The 17,605-nt window shown below is 49.5% G+C and carries 13 protein-coding genes; 7 read left to right on the forward strand and 6 right to left on the reverse strand.

All coding sequences use genetic code 11. The annotated features are described in order from the left end of the window. Positions 1–271 precede the first annotated feature (271 nt). The 7 genes from A3841_RS09635 to A3841_RS09665 all read left to right on the forward strand — a co-directional run bounded on the left by A3841_RS09635 (position 272) and on the right by A3841_RS09665 (position 11,628). Positions 272–1,777: a Fic family protein gene (locus A3841_RS09635; protein WP_083610287.1), complete on the forward strand. Its 1,506-nt coding sequence runs from the start codon at positions 272–274 to the stop codon at positions 1,775–1,777. A 306-nt stretch (positions 1,778–2,083) separates the two neighbouring features. Next, positions 2,084–3,829 (forward strand): phytanoyl-CoA dioxygenase family protein, encoded by a 1,746-nt coding sequence (locus A3841_RS09640; protein ID WP_073852116.1) that lies wholly within the window; start codon positions 2,084–2,086, stop codon positions 3,827–3,829. A 45-nt stretch (positions 3,830–3,874) separates the two neighbouring features. Further along, positions 3,875–8,365, forward strand: coding sequence for a T9SS type A sorting domain-containing protein (locus A3841_RS09645; RefSeq protein ID WP_073852117.1), 4,491 nt, complete (start codon positions 3,875–3,877; stop codon positions 8,363–8,365). Between the two features lie 298 nt (positions 8,366–8,663). Next, complete coding sequence (locus tag A3841_RS09650) at positions 8,664–9,170, forward strand: GbsR/MarR family transcriptional regulator (protein WP_073852118.1); 507 nt, start codon at positions 8,664–8,666, stop codon at positions 9,168–9,170. 61 nt (positions 9,171–9,231) lie between these two features. Next, complete coding sequence (locus tag A3841_RS09655; protein ID WP_073852119.1) at positions 9,232–10,068, forward strand: hypothetical protein; 837 nt, start codon at positions 9,232–9,234, stop codon at positions 10,066–10,068. Between the two features lie 10 nt (positions 10,069–10,078). After that, positions 10,079–10,771, forward strand: coding sequence for a DUF2071 domain-containing protein (locus tag A3841_RS09660; RefSeq protein WP_073852120.1), 693 nt, complete (start codon positions 10,079–10,081; stop codon positions 10,769–10,771). Continuing rightward, on the forward strand, positions 10,753–11,628 hold the full coding sequence (locus tag A3841_RS09665) for an NAD-dependent epimerase/dehydratase family protein (RefSeq protein WP_139307929.1): 876 nt from the start codon (positions 10,753–10,755) through the stop codon (positions 11,626–11,628). The genes A3841_RS09660 and A3841_RS09665 overlap by 19 nt, the downstream gene beginning before the upstream one ends. Before the next feature lie 201 nt (positions 11,629–11,829). Here A3841_RS09665 and A3841_RS09670 read toward each other — a convergent pair whose 3' ends face one another. The 6 genes from A3841_RS09670 to A3841_RS09695 all read right to left on the reverse strand — a co-directional run bounded on the left by A3841_RS09670 (position 11,830) and on the right by A3841_RS09695 (position 16,984). Beyond that, complete coding sequence (locus A3841_RS09670) at positions 11,830–12,300, reverse strand: JAB domain-containing protein (protein ID WP_073852122.1); 471 nt, start codon at positions 12,298–12,300, stop codon at positions 11,830–11,832. A gap of 580 nt (positions 12,301–12,880) precedes the next feature. Continuing rightward, complete coding sequence (locus A3841_RS09675; protein ID WP_073852123.1) at positions 12,881–13,831, reverse strand: HipA domain-containing protein; 951 nt, start codon at positions 13,829–13,831, stop codon at positions 12,881–12,883. Further along, entirely contained in the window at positions 13,828–14,139 is a 312-nt protein-coding gene (locus A3841_RS09680) for a HipA N-terminal domain-containing protein (RefSeq protein WP_235861344.1), read from the reverse strand. Before A3841_RS09680 ends, A3841_RS09675 begins: the two co-directional genes overlap by 4 nt. Positions 14,140–14,159: 20 nt before the next feature. After that, positions 14,160–14,375 (reverse strand): helix-turn-helix transcriptional regulator, encoded by a 216-nt coding sequence (locus A3841_RS09685; RefSeq protein WP_073852637.1) that lies wholly within the window; start codon positions 14,373–14,375, stop codon positions 14,160–14,162. 399 nt (positions 14,376–14,774) lie between these two features. After that, the gene (locus A3841_RS09690) at positions 14,775–16,085 is read right to left on the reverse strand and encodes a tyrosine-type recombinase/integrase (RefSeq protein ID WP_073852125.1); all 1,311 of its coding nucleotides are present in this window, start codon (positions 16,083–16,085) and stop codon (positions 14,775–14,777) included. A gap of 341 nt (positions 16,086–16,426) precedes the next feature. After that, positions 16,427–16,984 (reverse strand): RNA polymerase sigma-70 factor, encoded by a 558-nt coding sequence (locus A3841_RS09695; protein ID WP_083610288.1) that lies wholly within the window; start codon positions 16,982–16,984, stop codon positions 16,427–16,429. Positions 16,985–17,605 lie beyond the last annotated feature (621 nt).

The following is a 17,605-nucleotide window of genomic DNA, read 5'->3' on the forward strand; positions in this document are numbered from 1 at the left end:
CGCCTTTATTGTTGAAGTGGAATTCGCTCATTGATGTTTTAAAGCTCAGTGTTGGGTAGGTTAGCAGTGTTTGGATACACTATAGCCTTCTGTATCAAAACTTGGTTTACATGTAATCATTTTACTGTAAGTCCAGCGTGTTCTACTTGGTTTACAGTGCTGGTTAGCAATTATACTTTGCTTTGTGGGAAGACTTTAATTGTTTTACTGTAATTTTAATGGGTGTTAATTATTTTACCGTAACTTTAATTAAATTACAGTAAGGGGATAGATGAAATTACAAACAGCCGGTAGCCTGTGGCTTCAGGAGCATTTTAAACTGACGCGCTTTGTGTTAACGCATCGCTCATACATCGGGCAGAATGCCAGGTTGGAGCTGACCCCTAGCGGTGAGGTAAACCAGGTGTATGGTCCGAAATATGCCCCGGCCACTGACACAGTGATGGCGCACCTGGAATTCTCCTTGAAGTACGACGACCTCGACCTTGCCTTCCTAAAAGCAGTTTTCAATCACGTTTCCTACGAAGAAATTGCAGCGTATGTGGCAGGCTCCCCAACGGGCAAGTATGCGCGAAAAATAGGTTTCCTGTACGAGTTCCTGACCGGCAGGCAAGTAGCGCTTGCTGAAGCGATAGGGGGGAATTATGTTGACTTGCTGGAAGAGGAGAAATACTTTACAGGTAAGATAGTGAAAGTCCGGAAGTGGCGCATCAATAACAACTTATTAGGTCCGGCTGCTTTTTGCCCCATCGTACGGAAAACAAGTGCGCTTGCGGAAGTGCTTCAGCATGACCTGAGGCAGCAAGTGGCTCAGTTAAAAGAAAGTTACGACCTGGTGACTTTCAGCAGAGCGATACAATACCTTTATAGTAAGGAAACCCGCTCCTCGTATGAGATAGAAAAAGAGAAGCCCTCTCCTGAAAGAATGGGGCGCTTTATAGCCCTGCTAAGCCGGGCCGGGGGGGATCCGAGCGAGCAATTGCTGGGCGAGGAGAACCTGACACAACTGCAAAATGCCATTGTCGATCCCCGGTTTGCTGCTTCGGGTTACCGTGACTTTCAGAATTACATCGGGCAGACACTTCCAAACTACGTGGAGTTGATACACTTCATCTGTCCGCCGCCGTCGATTGTGCCTTCCCTGATGGAGGGATTGAAAGAAACAGCGACCAAGTCGGAAGGAGCATCCGCTCTGGTAAGAGCAGCTATTATTTCCTTTGGTTTTGTCTTTATACATCCGTTCGAGGACGGCAACGGCAGGCTGCACCGTTTTCTGATTCATGACATGCTCGTCAGGGACGGGGTGGTACCGGAAGGGTTGATTATTCCGGTATCGGCTCATATGCTGAGCCATATGCGGGACTACGACAAAACACTTGAAAATTACTCCAAACCTTTGATGCAGCTGGTGCAGTACACCAAGGCAGCCAATGGAGAACTGGAGGTGACTAACAAAGAAGAGGTAGAAGGTTATTTCAGATACCCCGACCTGACAGACCAGACTGTTTTTCTTGCCCAAACGATACAGGCAACCATTACGAACGACATGCCGCAGGAACTAGCCTTTATCCAGCGGTATGATGAGACGAAAAGGGAGCTGCAGCAAATTGTGGACATGCCCGACAAGGAGCTGAATCTGATGATCCTGTTTCTACACCAGAACAAGGGTGTTTTTCCAAAGCGCCGACGGAAAGATTTTGCCAAGCTCACCAACTATGAAATAGAAAGAATGGAGCAGGTTTACCGGGAGGTGTTTGAGCTGGCCGCTGACAACTGATTGCCGGGTTCATTCAGCTAAAATGTTGGACCAATAAAGCACTTTCAAGCATTAGCTGAGAGATGCACTTTGGTCAGGAAAGTCCTGTGTCTGTGGCTACAGGAGCTGTGTTGAATGAATTAGTGGTTTTAAAGTACAATTTTTTCAATACAGTAGGTAACAGCCTGATCATTTTTCGCTTACTTTACTTAACCTATCCCTGCTGCCCGGCCCTAGCTGGTGTGTAACTTATTGGAACAGCATATCCCGCTGAGCAACCTGGAGCAAGTATGGGTCTCTTATAATTGTATTCATTTATCCCAGTCTATGCCCGTAAACCGCAACGCCCTGATTCGTTACCGCACGCTCGACAACTGCCTGCGCAACAAGTACAGAAAATGGACGCTGGAGGATTTAATTGATGCCTGCTCGGAAGCCCTGTATGAGTACGAGGGCATTGACAAGGGCGTGAGCAGGCGCACAGTGCAGATGGACCTGCAGATGATGCGCTCGGATAAGCTGGGCTACAATGCACCCATTATTGTAATTGACAAGAAGTACTATGCCTACGAGGACCCGGAGTACTCTATTACCAACATTCCGCTCACGGAGCAGGATCTGGGCAAGCTGACCGAGGTAGCGGGCATCCTGCGGCAGTTCAAGGGCTTTACGCACTTTCACGAACTCAATGGCATGGTGCAGCGCCTGGAGGATCGCATCCACACGGCAAAGACGAAGCAGGCGCCTATTATAGATCTGGAGAAAAACGAGCACCTGAAGGGGCTGGAGCACATCGATGCCCTTTACCAGTCTATCATCAAAAAGCGGCCGGTCCTTCTGACGTACCAGTCTTTCAAGGCAAGGGAGTCCCAGGCATTTACGTTTCACCCGTACTTCCTGAAAGAGTACCGCAACCGCTGGTTTGTGCTGGGTATCAGGAAGCGAAGTCAGCCCGTACTGCTCCTGGCCCTGGACCGTATCCTGGAAGTGGGGGAGTCGCATGAACCCTATCTGGAGAATGAGGGGCTGAACCTGTCGGAGTACTTTCAGCACGTGGTGGGCGTGTCAGTCAATCCGAATAATGGGCCTGCGGAGGTGGAGCTGTTTGTGAACCGGGAGAACGCGCCCTATGTACTCACCAAACCACTGCACCACTCCCAGCAGCTGGTGGAACAGGTGGGCAACGGCATTATCATCCGCCTGCAGGTGCAGCTTAACTTCGAGCTGGAGCGAGAGATTCTTGGCTTCGGGGACTGCGTGAAGGTGCTTAAGCCGCATAAACTCAAGCGCCGCATTTACGAGCGCATGCGCCACGGCGCAGAGCAGTACGACAAGGAGCTCAACCTAACGGAGCTGGAGCACAGTATGACGAAGGTGAAGCGCCGGGGCTATGCTGTACTGGAGAACCTATACACCAGTAAGGAAGTCACCCGGATGCTGTCTATGATCCATAAGGCCACGAGCGATGTAGAAAGATTCAGAAGGAGTGAAGACCTGTTCGCCATCCGTTGCCTGCTGCAGGAGATCCCGAACCTGAAGCCGCTGCTCTTCAACAGCAATCTCTGCGCCCTGATCCGGGAAGGGCTGGGGCCGGACTACTTCCTGACCAAAGCGATTTATTTTGACAAGCCGCCCAAATCGAACTGGTACGTGACCTGGCATCAGGATGTGCCCATCAATGTGAAGGAAAAGGTCGAGACGGAGGGTTTTAGCGGCTGGACTGACAAGGCCGGGCTGGTGAGTGTGCGTCCGCCGCTGGAGTGCCTGCAGAGCGCCTTCACTGTTCGCATTCACCTCGACGATTCAGACGAGCAGAACGGGGCGTTGAAGGTGATCCCTCGCACGCATCTGAGCATTTTATCCGACAAAGAAATTGCCGAGATACGCGACACCACCGACAGCGCCTGCTGCAAGGTGAAGCAGGGCGGCGTGCACCTGCTAAAACCACTGACGTTGCACGCTTCTTCCAAAACAGAAAACAACAAACATCGCCGTGTCATCCACCTGGAGTTCAACAACCGGGAGCTACCCGAAGGGCTGGAGTGGCTGGAGCGGGAGGAAGTGCTCTTATAACCCTTATATTATAAACTCATATCGGATAGCTATTTTATTCACTATATGCAAGAAACTTCTACTCGTTTTAAGCAATGCACTCGCCTTGTATTGCTAACCCTGGTGTATTTATTAACTCAAAAGCCTGTCTTTTCACAGGTGCCGGACCTGGAAGTATGGGATAAAAGTTTCGGTGGCTGGGGAATGGATAAGCTGACAGCCATGGCTCCGACTGTTGATGGCGGTTATGTGTTGGGAGGGTATACTACTTCCGGAACCGGCGGTGACCTGACAGTTGGTAACAAGGGATACAGAAGCTACTGGATCATTAAGGTCTCTTCCACAGGCAGTAAAACATGGGACAAAACCTATGGAGCAGGCGGTGAAGAGTACCTCACATCTTTAATCGCAACTGCCGACGGAGGCTATCTGGCGGGTGGGCATTCATGGTCCGGGGCCACCGGCGATAAAACGGAAGGTACCAGAGGGAACGCTGATTTCTGGATCGTCAAGCTCGACGCCAATGGGAATAAAGTATGGGATAAAACCTATGGCGGAAGCCTTAAGGATGAATTATCTACCATGATTCAAACGCCGGATGGCGGGTATCTAGTGGGGGGCTACTCCGACTCCAGGGCATCGGGAGATAAGACGGAAGGCTCTAAAGGGTATTCTGACTACTGGGTGATAAAACTCAATGCCGATGGCAGCAAAGCCTGGGATAGAACCTATGGCGGTAGCGATAGTGAATACTTAACGACACTGTTAAACACACCCGATGGCGGTTACCTGCTGGGCGGACACTCCAGATCAGGCGCCGATGGCGATAAGTCAGAGCCTAACAAATCTCCTTACGGAGTCGATGCAGACTATTGGGTGGTAAAGCTCGACGCTCTTGGGAACAAGGAATGGGATAAGACAATAGGAGGAGAGCATACGGATTATCTAAGCACACTCACCCTGTTGCCAGACGGTGGCTTCCTGCTTGGAGGCAGCTCCAACTCAGAGGCGACCGGTGATCGAACCGAGAAGAACAAGGGCCAGTATGCGTTTGGAAACCGGCTGGACTATTGGATAGTGAAACTCAGTGCCAAGGGTGAGAAAATGTGGGACAAAGCCATTGGCGGCAGCTATGAGGATCAGCTGTTATCCGTTATCACAACTTCAGATGGAGGTTATCTGCTTGGTGGTTGGTCTTCATCCGGTGCTTCCAGTGATAAGACCGACACTTCCAGAGGAGGCATTGACTACTGGGTAGTAAAACTCGACTCAGAGCGGAACAAGGTATGGGATAAATCCTTTGGCGGTGATAAGGCTGATTATATGCTTTGTATGTTGGCGACATCAGATGGTGGTTACCTGCTGGGTGGACATTCCACTTCCGGAGCAGTAGGTAATAAAACCGGGAGCTCTAGGGGTGCGGAAGATTACTGGATCGTCAAGCTCAAAGAAACAGGAACCGTCAGGACCAGTGTTGTGCCGGTCACGAAAGTCTGGGACAAACGGTTTGGGGGTTTCTATCTGGATAGATTGTCTTCTATGGTTGAGACAACAGACGGGGGATATTTATTGGCCGGATACTCCAACTCCGGGAAAACCGGTGACCACAGCAAAGAGTATGATTGGAATATCTGGTTTGGCTATCACTATTTCTGGCTTGTGAAGGTGAACGCTGATGGGACCAAGGTATGGGACAAGGCATTCGGAGGCTATGGACATGATGCCCTGATGTCGGTTGTAAAAACGGACGATGGTGGTTACCTGGTAGGTGGCTATTCTAACTCCGGGACATCGAGTGATAAATCGTCTTCCTCCAGCGGGAACTGGGACTATTGGATCATTAAGCTGGATGCCGGGGGGAACAAGATCTGGGACAGGTCTTTTGGTGGCATCGGTTCGAATTATTTCTCTACCATGATTCTGACTCCTGACGGGGGCTTTTTGCTGGGGGGAACGACCTCATCACATGAAGGAGGAGATAAGACAGAGACGTCCAGAGGACTACAGGACTACTGGGTTGTCAAGATTGACCGGAGTGGAAACAAAGAGTGGGATAAGACGATCGGTGGCGCGCGCGAAGACCATCTTACTTCTCTTGTTGCCTCACCGGACGGGGGGTACCTGCTTGGGGGGTATTCATCTTCAGGAGTTGGGGGCGATAAAACGAGCGCCACAAGTGGGAAATGGGATTACTGGGTAGTGAAACTGAACGCCGATGGTAGCAAAGACTGGGACAGAACCATCGGTGGGAATGGAGAAGACCGCTTACAGTCGATGCTCCTGCTACCCGATGGCAACTACTTGTTAGGGGGATATTCAGACTTGGATGTAGGCGGTAGCAAGACAGCACCCGGGAAGGGCTCCTTGGACTACTGGATTGTAAAGCTGCATGCCAGCGGCTATACCATGTGGGATAAAACCTATGGGGGCCATTTTGCTGATTATTTGACCAACATGGTATTGACTGCAGATGGCGGGGTTCTGCTTGGAGGAAACTCCGAGTCGGAAGGAGATGCAGACAAGACTGAAGCCAGAAGAGGGGTATCCTGGGGTGATTATTGGGTTGTAAAGCTCAAATCAGACGGTAGAAAGGAATGGGATAAAACTTTTGGGGGGAGTGGCCTGGAGAATGCAACGGCATTGCTGGAAACCTCCGATCGTGCCTTTTTGGTAGGGGGCTACTCCGAAGCAGGAGCAGGAGCCAATGGCGACAGGAGCCAGAGCGCTTGGGGGGAAGCTGATTATTGGGTGGTGAAATTTAAATCGGACCTTGCTGTGCAACTGGCAAGTGAGCCTGCCAAGGCTTCTTCTGTTAAGGTCAGCGAAATAAGCACCACCTCTCTGAAGCTTACCTTTGCCGGTGGCAGCGGCACCAAGCGCCTTGTACTGGCCCGTCAGGGTGCAGCGGTAAATGCTATGCCGGATGATGGTTTTCCTTATTTGTCTAATCCAGCCTTCAGGCAAGGGCAAGAGATTGGAGTTGGCAACTTTGTGGTCTATAGCGGTACAGGTAATGAGGTGACGGTCACATCCCTCAGGAGCTCTACCGACTATCACTTTGCCGTTTTCGAGTACAACGATAATGATACAAAAACCGCTGAAAACTATCTGACAACTGCAATTGGAAAAGCCTGGGCAACAACGCTGAAAGCGGCGGACTTCCTGGCCCTGGAAGAGAACTTTTCTTACACGGCTGCCACACTCCTGACCGACAATGGCTGGACCGCGCATAGTGGCGGTACAACCAATGCCATACCTGTTGCTGCTACAGGGCTTAACTATACCGGGTATGGATCGAGTGGCATTGGTAATAGTGCTGAGATCAAGGCAAACGGACAAAGTATTCATCGGACCTTTACTCCTATCAGTCCCGGAACACCCGTATATGTTGCATTTCTGGTAAACGTGGCCTCATCCAACGCGACCGGAGATTACTTCCTGCATCTGGGGCCGTCAAATATGGGGCTTTCGCATTTCAGAAGTCGTGTGTATGTACGCGCTTCTTCGGCCGACAAGGTGCAGTTTAGTATGAGTGATGGTGCCCCTCCACAAGGGTACACCCAAGAGTATGACCTGAAAAAGACTTACCTGCTGGTAGTAAAGTATACCTTTAGTGAGGCAGGTACCAAGGCATCGCTCTTTGTTAATCCCGATTTGCAGAAAGAGCCTGCAGTCGCCCAGGTTGTCGTGGACGAGCCAGGAGAACTATCACCTGTTGATATCAACACCATTGTCTTGCGCCAGGGCCCAGCGTCGCCTGTACTTACACTTGACGGTCTTCGCGTAGCTACGTCCTACAAATTGGCTATAGGGGAGCCCGCAGTCAAGGCTGATCAGCAGATAAGTTTTGCAGCACTTGAGGACAGGATTTATGGCGCTGCACCGATCATGCTGACAGCCAGCACTGCCTCCAATTTGCCTGTCAGCTTTTCTCTTCTCTCAGGTCCTGCCACATTGAATGGTAATACGTTAACGCTGACCGGTGCCGGCCAGGTGCACGTAAGTGCATCACAGAAAGGGAATGAATCTTTTAATGCTGCCACTGACGTGGATCAGACATTCTGTGTGAACCCGACTACACCTGTGGTGGAAGTAAATGGTATGGAACTGCGCATCACAAACCCAACAGAGGGAACATCATCTTACGTGTGGTACCTGAATGGTACTGTTGTAGATGGCGCCACTACTGATGCACATACTGCTACAACTCCAGGCAGCTACACTGTAGTAGCCAAAGCGGGGAAGTGTATGTCCCAGGTTTCAGAGGCAAAACTGATCAATCCCACAGGTATAGATGATGAAGTGTTTCTAGAGAAAAATGCTGTGTATCCCATACCCGCTACTACAACACTTTATATACAAGTGCCGGAAGCAGGTTGGGGCACGGCTACTTTTGGTATCTATGACTTGAGTGGGCGCTCGGTGCTACAGCAGCAGGAGCATATACGGGGCGGATCGGAGGTGGTCATGGACGTGGGTGGACTGCTGCGCGGTCTGTACTTCCTGCTCATAAGCACGCCGAAAGGATCTACCTCCCGTAAAATTATTCTGCATTAAGTCATGGCTTGCATCATGTCTTCAATGGTTCTGCTTTTCTGGTGTGAGCGTTAACTACCTACAGTTTGTTCAGTAAATTGCTTTATGTGTTGTTAGAAATAGCAAGTGGTAAAGTGTAGTCTAGTAATATCTCTTGTGTCGTGATCTTGTAGTGAAACCAGCTTTCAGACGCCCCTAGCAGTGTTGGTTTGACCGAGTTAATAGCTAAACTAATTGTCTTACATAGGTCAAGAATAAATGTATTTATAAAACTTTCAATAACTATTGAAAGTATAAGGAATTATACTATCTTTGGCTCATGCAACTGGAAGAAGGAAAAGAGAAATTCATACAGGCTTGGGGAACGCTGGGCTCTAGCTGGGGCATCAACCGTACGATGGCGCAGGTGCACGCCTTGCTTTTGATTTCGCCAGAAGCGCTGAGTACGGAGGATGTGATGCAGGAGCTGAATGTGTCCAGGGGGAACGCCAACATGAACCTGCGCGCTCTTATTGATTGGGGCCTGATCAGCAAAGAGCTGCGCCCCGGTGAGCGTAAGGAATACTTTGTGGCCGAAAAGGATATGTGGAAGGTAGCCAAACAGGTGATCCGGGAACGTCGTAAGCGCGAACTGGAGCCGATGCTGCGCATACTAGAAGAACTTAAGCAGGTAGAAGGAAACAAAGCAGAAAAGGAAACGCAGGCCTTCACAGAAGCGATCGGTAATTTACATGACCTAGCGACGAAGGCGGATAAAACGCTAAACACGATGCTGCGCGCCGATGAACACTGGTTCCTCAGTTCCTTCATGAAGCTCATGCGTTAATTTTTTTGTTCTTAATGTTTCAATCCTTATTGAAAGTTCTATAAGTTCATGATCCATAATAATGAAAGACAAGTTGATTATCTACGACAGCAACTGTAAGGTTTGCGTGGGACTGCGCGACCTGATGCTGGTACTTCGCCTTGTAGAGGCGCAGGAATGTGTAGCTTACCGTAGGCTGGACCCACAACTGAAACAGCAGGTGAGCGCAGAGCGCTTCCGCAACGAGATGGCGCTGATCGACAAAAGGGGAGGTACCACCATGTATGGGGCAGAAGGCGTTTCCTATGTGTTTGCTGATAAGATCAAGCTGCTGCGGCCTTTGTTTCGCTTCAGGCCTTTCTTTCTCCTTTTTTGCTTTCTCTACAAAACGCTGGCCTTCAACCGCTACGTAGTAGCTACTCCAAGACAGCAGGGCATTACGTGCGATTGCTATCCCCAGTCAGCTACCAGGTATAGAATAGCCTACATCGGCATGGCTGTTTTCCTTTCTATTCTTCTGACTGTCTTATTCGGAGCCTCGGTGCATGAGGCACTTGGTGTAACACCAGCAGCCGGAGCTGTTCAGTTGCTGCTCATGGCGGGCACGGGCTGGGTTGTTCAGATTCTGGTAGCTGCTTTCTCGTTAGACAAGCAGCAGGTACTCGAATATGTTGGCCATTTAGCAACCATCATGGTGGCGGGACTCCTGGTGCTGGTGCCCAGTATGGCATTTTACTGCATCACCGGGATACTTTTCTATCCATTTCCTGTGCTGAGCGTGCTGTGCAGCAGCGGGCTGATGCTCTACCTGCACTACCACCGGATAAGCTACCTGGGTTTATCCCAGCGCTGGACGGTGCAGTGGTTCCTGTTGCTGCAGGTAACCGCGCTGCTGTGGTTGTTCTACTTTCACTTATAATGCTATCGTTATGGACATGCTAAAGAAATTGCCCCTCCGGTATGTAGGGGAATTGCACGAGGTTCGCTTGATCAACTTCTCTGTTGAGAAAAAAGAGGTGCTGCCTTTTCTGCCCGAAGGCCTGCAGGTGCGAGACTATCATGGCCGGGCTCTGATCTCGATGGTGAACGTGAAACTGCGGAACATGCGTCCCAGCTTCCTGCCCAAAGCCCTGCACTTCGACTACCAGCACATTGGTTTCAGGCTACTGGTGAATGATACCCGCTACAACGAGGGGGAGGCAAAGGGCATTTATTTTCTGAGATCCTTTACCGATAGGGAGCTGATTTTGCAGGGCGGCAGCTGGCTGACCAACTATAGGCTGGAAAGAGCAAAGCTTTCGGAGGCAGGTGATGCTTTTGAGCTCCGGCAGGGAGAGAAGTACCTGCGGTACCGGCTGGGAGATGAGAAGCCGGCAGCGGAGCAAGAGGAGTTGTATCAAAAAGTGGGTGCGCTCGACAGGGCCTACTCTTACATAGGCAATGAACTGATGCGGGTGCAGATCATGCGGGAACGCTGGCCGATCGAGTGGGTGCACTGCGAAGGGTTTGAGACAAACTTCTTTCTGACAGCCCGCTTGGAAGGAGCCTTCCAGGTTCGGGACGTGATCCATTACCAGTGGTTGCCACCTGAACCCGTAGCATCATGCGCATTGTCTTGTTAGGGGCCAGCGGGCAACTGGGCTCTCACATCCTACCTCGTCTCCGGCAGGATTACCCGCAGGCAGAAGTCGTTGGATGTGTGCGAGGGGAAGGCTTTCCGGAAGTGTCTGACGCCCTCCATTTGTTGCAGTTCAATCCCTTTCAGGATGACTGGGCAACACTAGGCCAGGTGGATGTACTCATCAACTGTATTGGTATCATCCGGGAGTCAGCGGCGCTTGATTTTGAAGAGGCGCATGTGGGACTAACCCGCCGCATGCTGCAGCACCGGGAACTGATCGGCAGTCCAAGACTCATTCAGCTCTCTGCATTGGGAGCGGACGAAAACAGCCCTTCGCGGTTTCTGCGTACGAAAGGGCTGGCAGATAAGGAACTGCTCAGGCATCCTGATACTGTGGTCCTGCGGCCTTCCATTGTTTGCACGCCCGGTACCATGCTGAGCAGAAAGCTGCAACAGCTTCAAAAGCTTTGCCGGCTGACTGGTGGTATTTTGCCCTTCCCTGCGCGCATGCTGGAGACAAAGCTGCAGCCGGTGGCAGTAGAGGACCTGACCGAGCTCGTCTCACGTCTTTGTGTGATAGCCGATAAGCCGGACGTGGTGGAAGTGGGCGGCAAGGAGGTGTATACCTTGAATCAACTGCTCTTGCTGATACCAACTTGCCGGAAAATTATCTCTTTCCCACAGGCTGGATTTAACACTCTTTTCCCGGTGTTGAGTTGGCTCTTCCCGTCCTTGCTGGACAGGGAGCAACTGGTCTTGCTGCAACAGGATAATGTAGCCCATACAGATCGAAGCGAAATGTTGCTGGGTAAGAAAATGGCATCTACAATAGCTTTCTGGGTAGCAGAGCTGGCTTGATTTCTGGTAACTGTCTTCCCAATGCACCTAATGACACGGACGTTATCGTCGATCCATTCCAACTTTGGCCTAACGATGTGCTTTTGTATGGAGCTATTAAGAACATAGTGGAACACTGGGGCAATATGGACTAGGAAGTTTTTTACCGGTAGTCATTGTTGCAGGTGAGGATAGGTTGCTGTCCTATGACCAAAAAAGGGGCTACAGGAGCCCCTCGTCTGCTAGTGAGTAGTAACTCTCGCTGGTCAGGATGATGTGATCTAAAACGGCGATGTCCAGAAGTTCCCCGCCTCGTTTCAGCTTTTGAGTCAGCTGCAGATCCGCTGAACTAGGCTTTAGGTTACCTGAGGGGTGGTTGTGCGAGAGGATGATGCCGGAGGCGCAGGCTTTGAGAGCGGCGGCGAAGATAAGCTTGGGATCGGCTACCGTTCCGGCCACGCCCCCGGTGGAGACTTCGTAGATGCCCAGCACCCGGTTGGCCCGGTTTAACAGCAGTACCTTGAACTGCTCGACGAACTCGAGTTTGCTCTTGTCCCAGCTCTCCCGGAGCACCTTGTAGGAGTCGGCAGAGCAGGTGACCTGCGGTCTTTCGCAGGGTTTTATCTTGTTGCGGTAGGAGAGCTTGATTTCGGCTACTCTGGTAAAGGCGGAGGTTTTAACGGTCTTTTCCATAATCGTGATCTTTTTAGCGTGAGGAAATTGATTATGGTGCCTCATCTGCCTTCGGACCGGACTAAGGGCATAGGTGGAGCCAAAGAAAATGCGGAGGGTCCGCTGCAGGCGGATACCCATTTTGTTTGGACTACCTTGTCCCGTGTCCGGGCCGCAAGGCTACCTTTGCGCCTGAATGAATGACGTTGGATTTTTGCTTTGATTGTCTTGCATCATGCTGCTTCCTGTGGTCAGCCTATTCTTTAGCTATCACTATTACTATTACTATTACTATTACTATTACTGCTATGCTGTTGAGATGTGGGAAACCCGGAGGTGTTTTCCACATCTCAACAGCGCTCTAGTGTCGCGGGATTACTGAAATCCTATGGTGGTTATGTGTATGATTTTTTACCTGATATGCTGCCAAGAGCATCTTGGTAGTTTATTGAGCAGGTTAGACTCCGCGAAAGCAAATAGAATTCATCAGAATAATATTTCATGATCGTATGCTGAACCAGGGTACCGCAGTAGCCAAATTATGTCTAATTCAACTACTGCACATGCCTATCCAATCAGCAGTATTGACCCAGTATCAGGATCAGTCACTTAGGCCTAGTCTGGAAAATCTTTCGTGAATTACAGCCTTATAGGCTTCCTTACTTTCATCGCTTAAGAAACTGATGTCTATAAACGAGAGCCATTTGACTTTCGCTTTGATCATCTTGCTCATCAGGTTTTGTTGTTGCTTTTCGTTAAGCTTCAACGTATTGAATGCCGTTGTGAAGTCTTCCTTTTTGATTTTCTTCCTCTTGCCATTCAGCATGAGTGCCAGGTCTTCATCATCTGCTGGGTTTACAACAGCTGTAGCCACCATGTCATAAGCCGGTGCCAGGACTGGGCCGAAACCAGGCTGGTGAAGCAGGGAAAAATTCTTCAGGTGCATGTCAGCGTTGCCGGTGAGAAAAGAAAACAACACCTGCTCAAAGAAGTTGATCACGTCCAGGCCCGGGTTTACCGAGTACTTCATGATAGCCTTGGCTATTTGTTCGTAAGAGCCATGGTATTTATCCTCTGTCAGTCGTTCCGTGAGTTGGCACATATCCTCCATGTGTAGCTTCCCTTTCGGAGTACGGTCTATGCGCTTGGTAATGTAGGATAGATTTCCTGACTGCAGGCGTATAAGGCTGTGCGGCACTACATTTATCCCAGTGATGGTTGCCAGGTGCATAGTCAGGTCCTCCACCTCCGGTAGCTGAGCATAGTGCTGGCTTGGCGGTTTAAGAATGTACCCTCCCCACAGGCCGACGATGGTGAAACGCTTGGGGTCTGTTTCTTTCGCACCCGGTGCCAGGTCAAGTGATAGTTTGGGCTGCACCCCGGTAACTGCGGCATGGTTTCGGATCACCTGCTCGGCTAGCTGTTCCATTTCTGCCTCCGTATATGGCAGGGCAGGAGGGGTAGCCAGTCCGAATAGCTTTTTGCTGCAGCGCGCATGAAAGTCTACCTCATGCTCCGCCAGATGCTGGTAGCAGTACAGGCACCTATTCATATGCTTTCCTCCTCATCAGCCGGGTAGACACTTACAGCCCCGATGCAATCTCGGCAGCAGGCGAGCAGTAGCCCCATGCGATCCCGTGGGTTCAGTTTCCAATTCCGCTCCGCTATGTCTAGCAACCATCCTTCCGGGATTAGTCCGTCAAAGAAAGGGAACAGTATCCTGCTGGTAAAGGGAGCTTCCTGCAATGGCAGTGTGAGGCTGACCGGTTCTGATGCAGGTGACTGCAGGTAGGAGGGGGCATACACAAAATGATAGCCGTTTTCGTCCTGTGTGAGCCAGCCTGCTGTTTTGTTATGCATGTTTATCTTCGCCTTCCGCATCAGGTATCTGTATTCATATTATAGGTCATTGGTACAGGTCCAACTTGGTGCCCGAAGAGTTGCAACACTTGATTCAACTTATCTAGGCGCAGGGTCTCTTTTCCCTGCTCCAGATCCCTTATAAACCTTAGGCCAACTCCCGCCTTTACTGCTAACTCCGGTTGTGTCAGGTTTGCTTGCTTGCGCCTTTCCTTTACAAATTCATTTAACTGCATGATGTATACCTTATCGGGTATAAACATACAAAAAATACTTATAATATACCTTATCGGGTATAAAAGTAGCATGTGAATTATTATTTATACCCGATAAGGTATAGGTGCTTGTTGATTTGTGGAAGCTTGACAGGCTTTTGTTTAAGAGGAATTAAACAACGTATGCTCTTTGATTATAACTAGTAGCTCATATTTTTACAAAAGAAGACCTCCTTCCGCTCACCAAATTGTAGAAGTGTTAGGCTCTGCATTTACCTTTGAAGTTGAATGGCATACGATCAGCACCCGTCACTCATGTCCACTATTTCTTAATGTTCATTATGTGTGAACGTTTAGAAATAGTGAACACCTTTAATAAGGTAAAGAATAGGCTATTTGAGTGGTGCAAGTTTCAATAGGTCAGGCTTTTAAAGCAAACTCTTCGAAGGCTGTCAGTTTTGAAATTACCTGCCGTTTGGCATCCGTCTCGAAGCTGTCCAGGTAGTTCTGAGTGGTCTTTTCGTTGGCATGACCCAGGGACTCTGAAATAAATGAGGTGGACACACCGGCTCGTTTCAGTACGGTGGAGAAGGAGTGCCTGGCTGTGTAGGTCGTCACTTTCTTTTCAATGCCAACACCCTCGGCGATGCGTGCCATATAGAAGTTGATATTCTTGATAGCCTGCTTGATATTAGCCTGCTCCTGTTCCGCTGTAAGCCCTTGCCTAAGGATAGGAAACACATAGCTATCTGATTTCCTGGGTTTATTACCCCACTTCTTGATTATATCCTGGGCTTGCGGGGAAAGAATGGCTACAATCGCCTTGGATTGGTGGCGGTTCGCGTGCTCTGTCTTGGCTCTGGTGAAGGTGACGGTATCCTTGTCTATTTGCCGGTATTGCAGCCTGGCCATATCCTTGACGTTGATACCGTTGCAGAGATAGGAAAAGATCCAAAGGTCCCGGCAGCGAGCTTCGCTTTCACTGGTAGGAGTGTAGGTGAATATCTTCGCAATATCGGCCATGGGGAGGGCTTTCTTCACATTCACGCCGGAGGGTATCTGGTACTTTCGCTTTCCAAACGGATACAGCTCCGCACTGACGTCACCGGCTGCAATAGCGTCATTGAAAAGAGTACGGAGTGTCCGAAGGTACATGCCGACAGTGGAGATGGACCGGCCACCCTTGCACATCCATTTCTCATAATCTTTCAGGAACTGGACGGTTATTGCGGTGAAAGGCAGGGGCTGGTATTGTGCCCTGGATTTCATTAAGGCGGCAATTTTCTTCTTTGTGGTCCCTTTTATTTTCGTGAAGGGAGCCCCGTGCACGTAGCACCAGAGCGAATTACGGGCACTTTCAAAAAAACCAGCATTGCCCAGCCTACCTTCTTCCTTCAGGCGTGCAATCGCTGCTTCATAGGAAGAAAAAGCCTCATGCCTGGACGAGTTTTTGAGCAATCTCCTATCCAGTTCATTGAAACTGAAATACGGGAGCTTTTGGATGATCTGGTTCATCTTGTGTTCCACCGTCTGAAGTTTGATCTTATCCTCCTTGAAGAACTTGCCTGGCTTGGGAGACATCAGCTTTTCAAAATTCTCTGGGGTATAGCTGAAATCGGTGGGGTAGTACTTTTGCTTGCGCTGGAAAGTTACTCTGAGCTTGACTGGATAGGTGCCATCTTTTAGTGCACGTCGGGTATCCAGAATAATGGAAGTGACGGTACTTTGCATGAGCTTTTGACTACTGAATTGGGGAATTTATTTGCATACAATTTGCATACAAATTTCGTAAAAATAAATAATATACTAAGATTGTTTTTAGTTGTGTATTTTGTAAATAACTGACTATCAATAAATAATAAAAAATGTAAAAGTATATAAAATATAACTTTTCGGACTCATAATCAGTAGGTGGCTGGTTCGATTCCAGCTGGGCCCACTTCAGAATCAAGCACTTACGAGGTAAAACTTGTAAGTGCTTTTTTTATTGGAGGCGATTCTAGAGGAAGAAGTGACGCGGCGAACTGCCGGTGGTGGAATTGTGCCTCTTTGCGGTTCGTATACCCTGGCTTTTACAGGTTCATCAGTAGCAAAAAGGAATATAGGCCAGGTTTGAGCCGCAGGCGAAGAAGTTGTAAGGCCCTTTGCTTCTGGGTCTTGACGGTATTTATGGAGATGCCCAGCTCCTCGGCAATCTCCCCATTCTTCATTTCCTCCAGGTAGCCCATCCTGGAGATGCGCTGGCAACTTTCAGGAAGAGTGTTCAGAGCGGCATGCAGTTCCGCGAGCACTTCCGAGAAGATGATGGTTTCATCCAGGCTTTCCTCTGTTACCGACATATGGTTGACATGCATGGCATAGCTGGCTTTCACCTTCTGGTGGCGCACGGCATTCAGGCTCGCGTTTTTTACCGTGCTGTACAGGTAGCTTTTAATGGCCAGCTCATGTTGATCGAGGTCATCTTTCTGGTTCCAGCACTTGATAAAAGCATCCTGCGCGATGTCTTCGGCGGCCTCTTTGCTCCCTACAATTTGAGCGGAGAAATAAACCAATCGGGTGTAATAACGGTCAAAAAGCTGCTTTAAAAACAGACCCTCTTCCAACATAGACGGATCTCTGTTAATGCTCATCTCAACTAGATTTAAAGAGTACTACCTTATACTTCCGGAGCGAAACCCCACTGATTACATTTCCGGTCTTCATCAATTCTATACTTTAAGCAGTGGTGTTTGCTAAGTATCACACCCCTTTTGATTCTGTGGAGCCATAAACATAATTAAAAAATCGGGTTTGTTTATACTTATATAGCTATAAAAGCAAGTACTCGCTCAATTAGTACACAGCAGATGTATAGTCTGTTATGATTACCGAGTCGTCCTGTCGGTGAGGCTGGCCGCCTTCCACACGGGTAGCTCCATAGGTTAAGGCTGTCCGGTATTCCGGATTTCCACCACTCCAGCTAATTAATAAGATAAGAGCGGTCCTCTCTAAGCATCGTCCGCCCCTCCGGCTAACTTCAACAAAGCTAGGGCAAACGCAGGTTCTGGAGCGAATCCACCGGGTTAAGATAATGTTACATTTCTGAGCGCTGCAGAACGAAGTATGAGATTCGCTCGTGGCGGCTGCCAGGAGTACCGTCGTAGCGGACGCTGTCTCTAAGCCCAACTGCCACTGCACCTGGCTCACTGCAAAAAAAAGTTTGAGGGGCTTTCACCCACTTTGCCTTTAGAGGTGTCTTTGCTGCATACGAC

The sequence above is a fragment of the Pontibacter flavimaris genome (genome assembly GCF_001907195.1).
GTDB classification, from domain to species: Bacteria; Bacteroidota; Bacteroidia; order Cytophagales; family Hymenobacteraceae; genus Pontibacter; species Pontibacter flavimaris.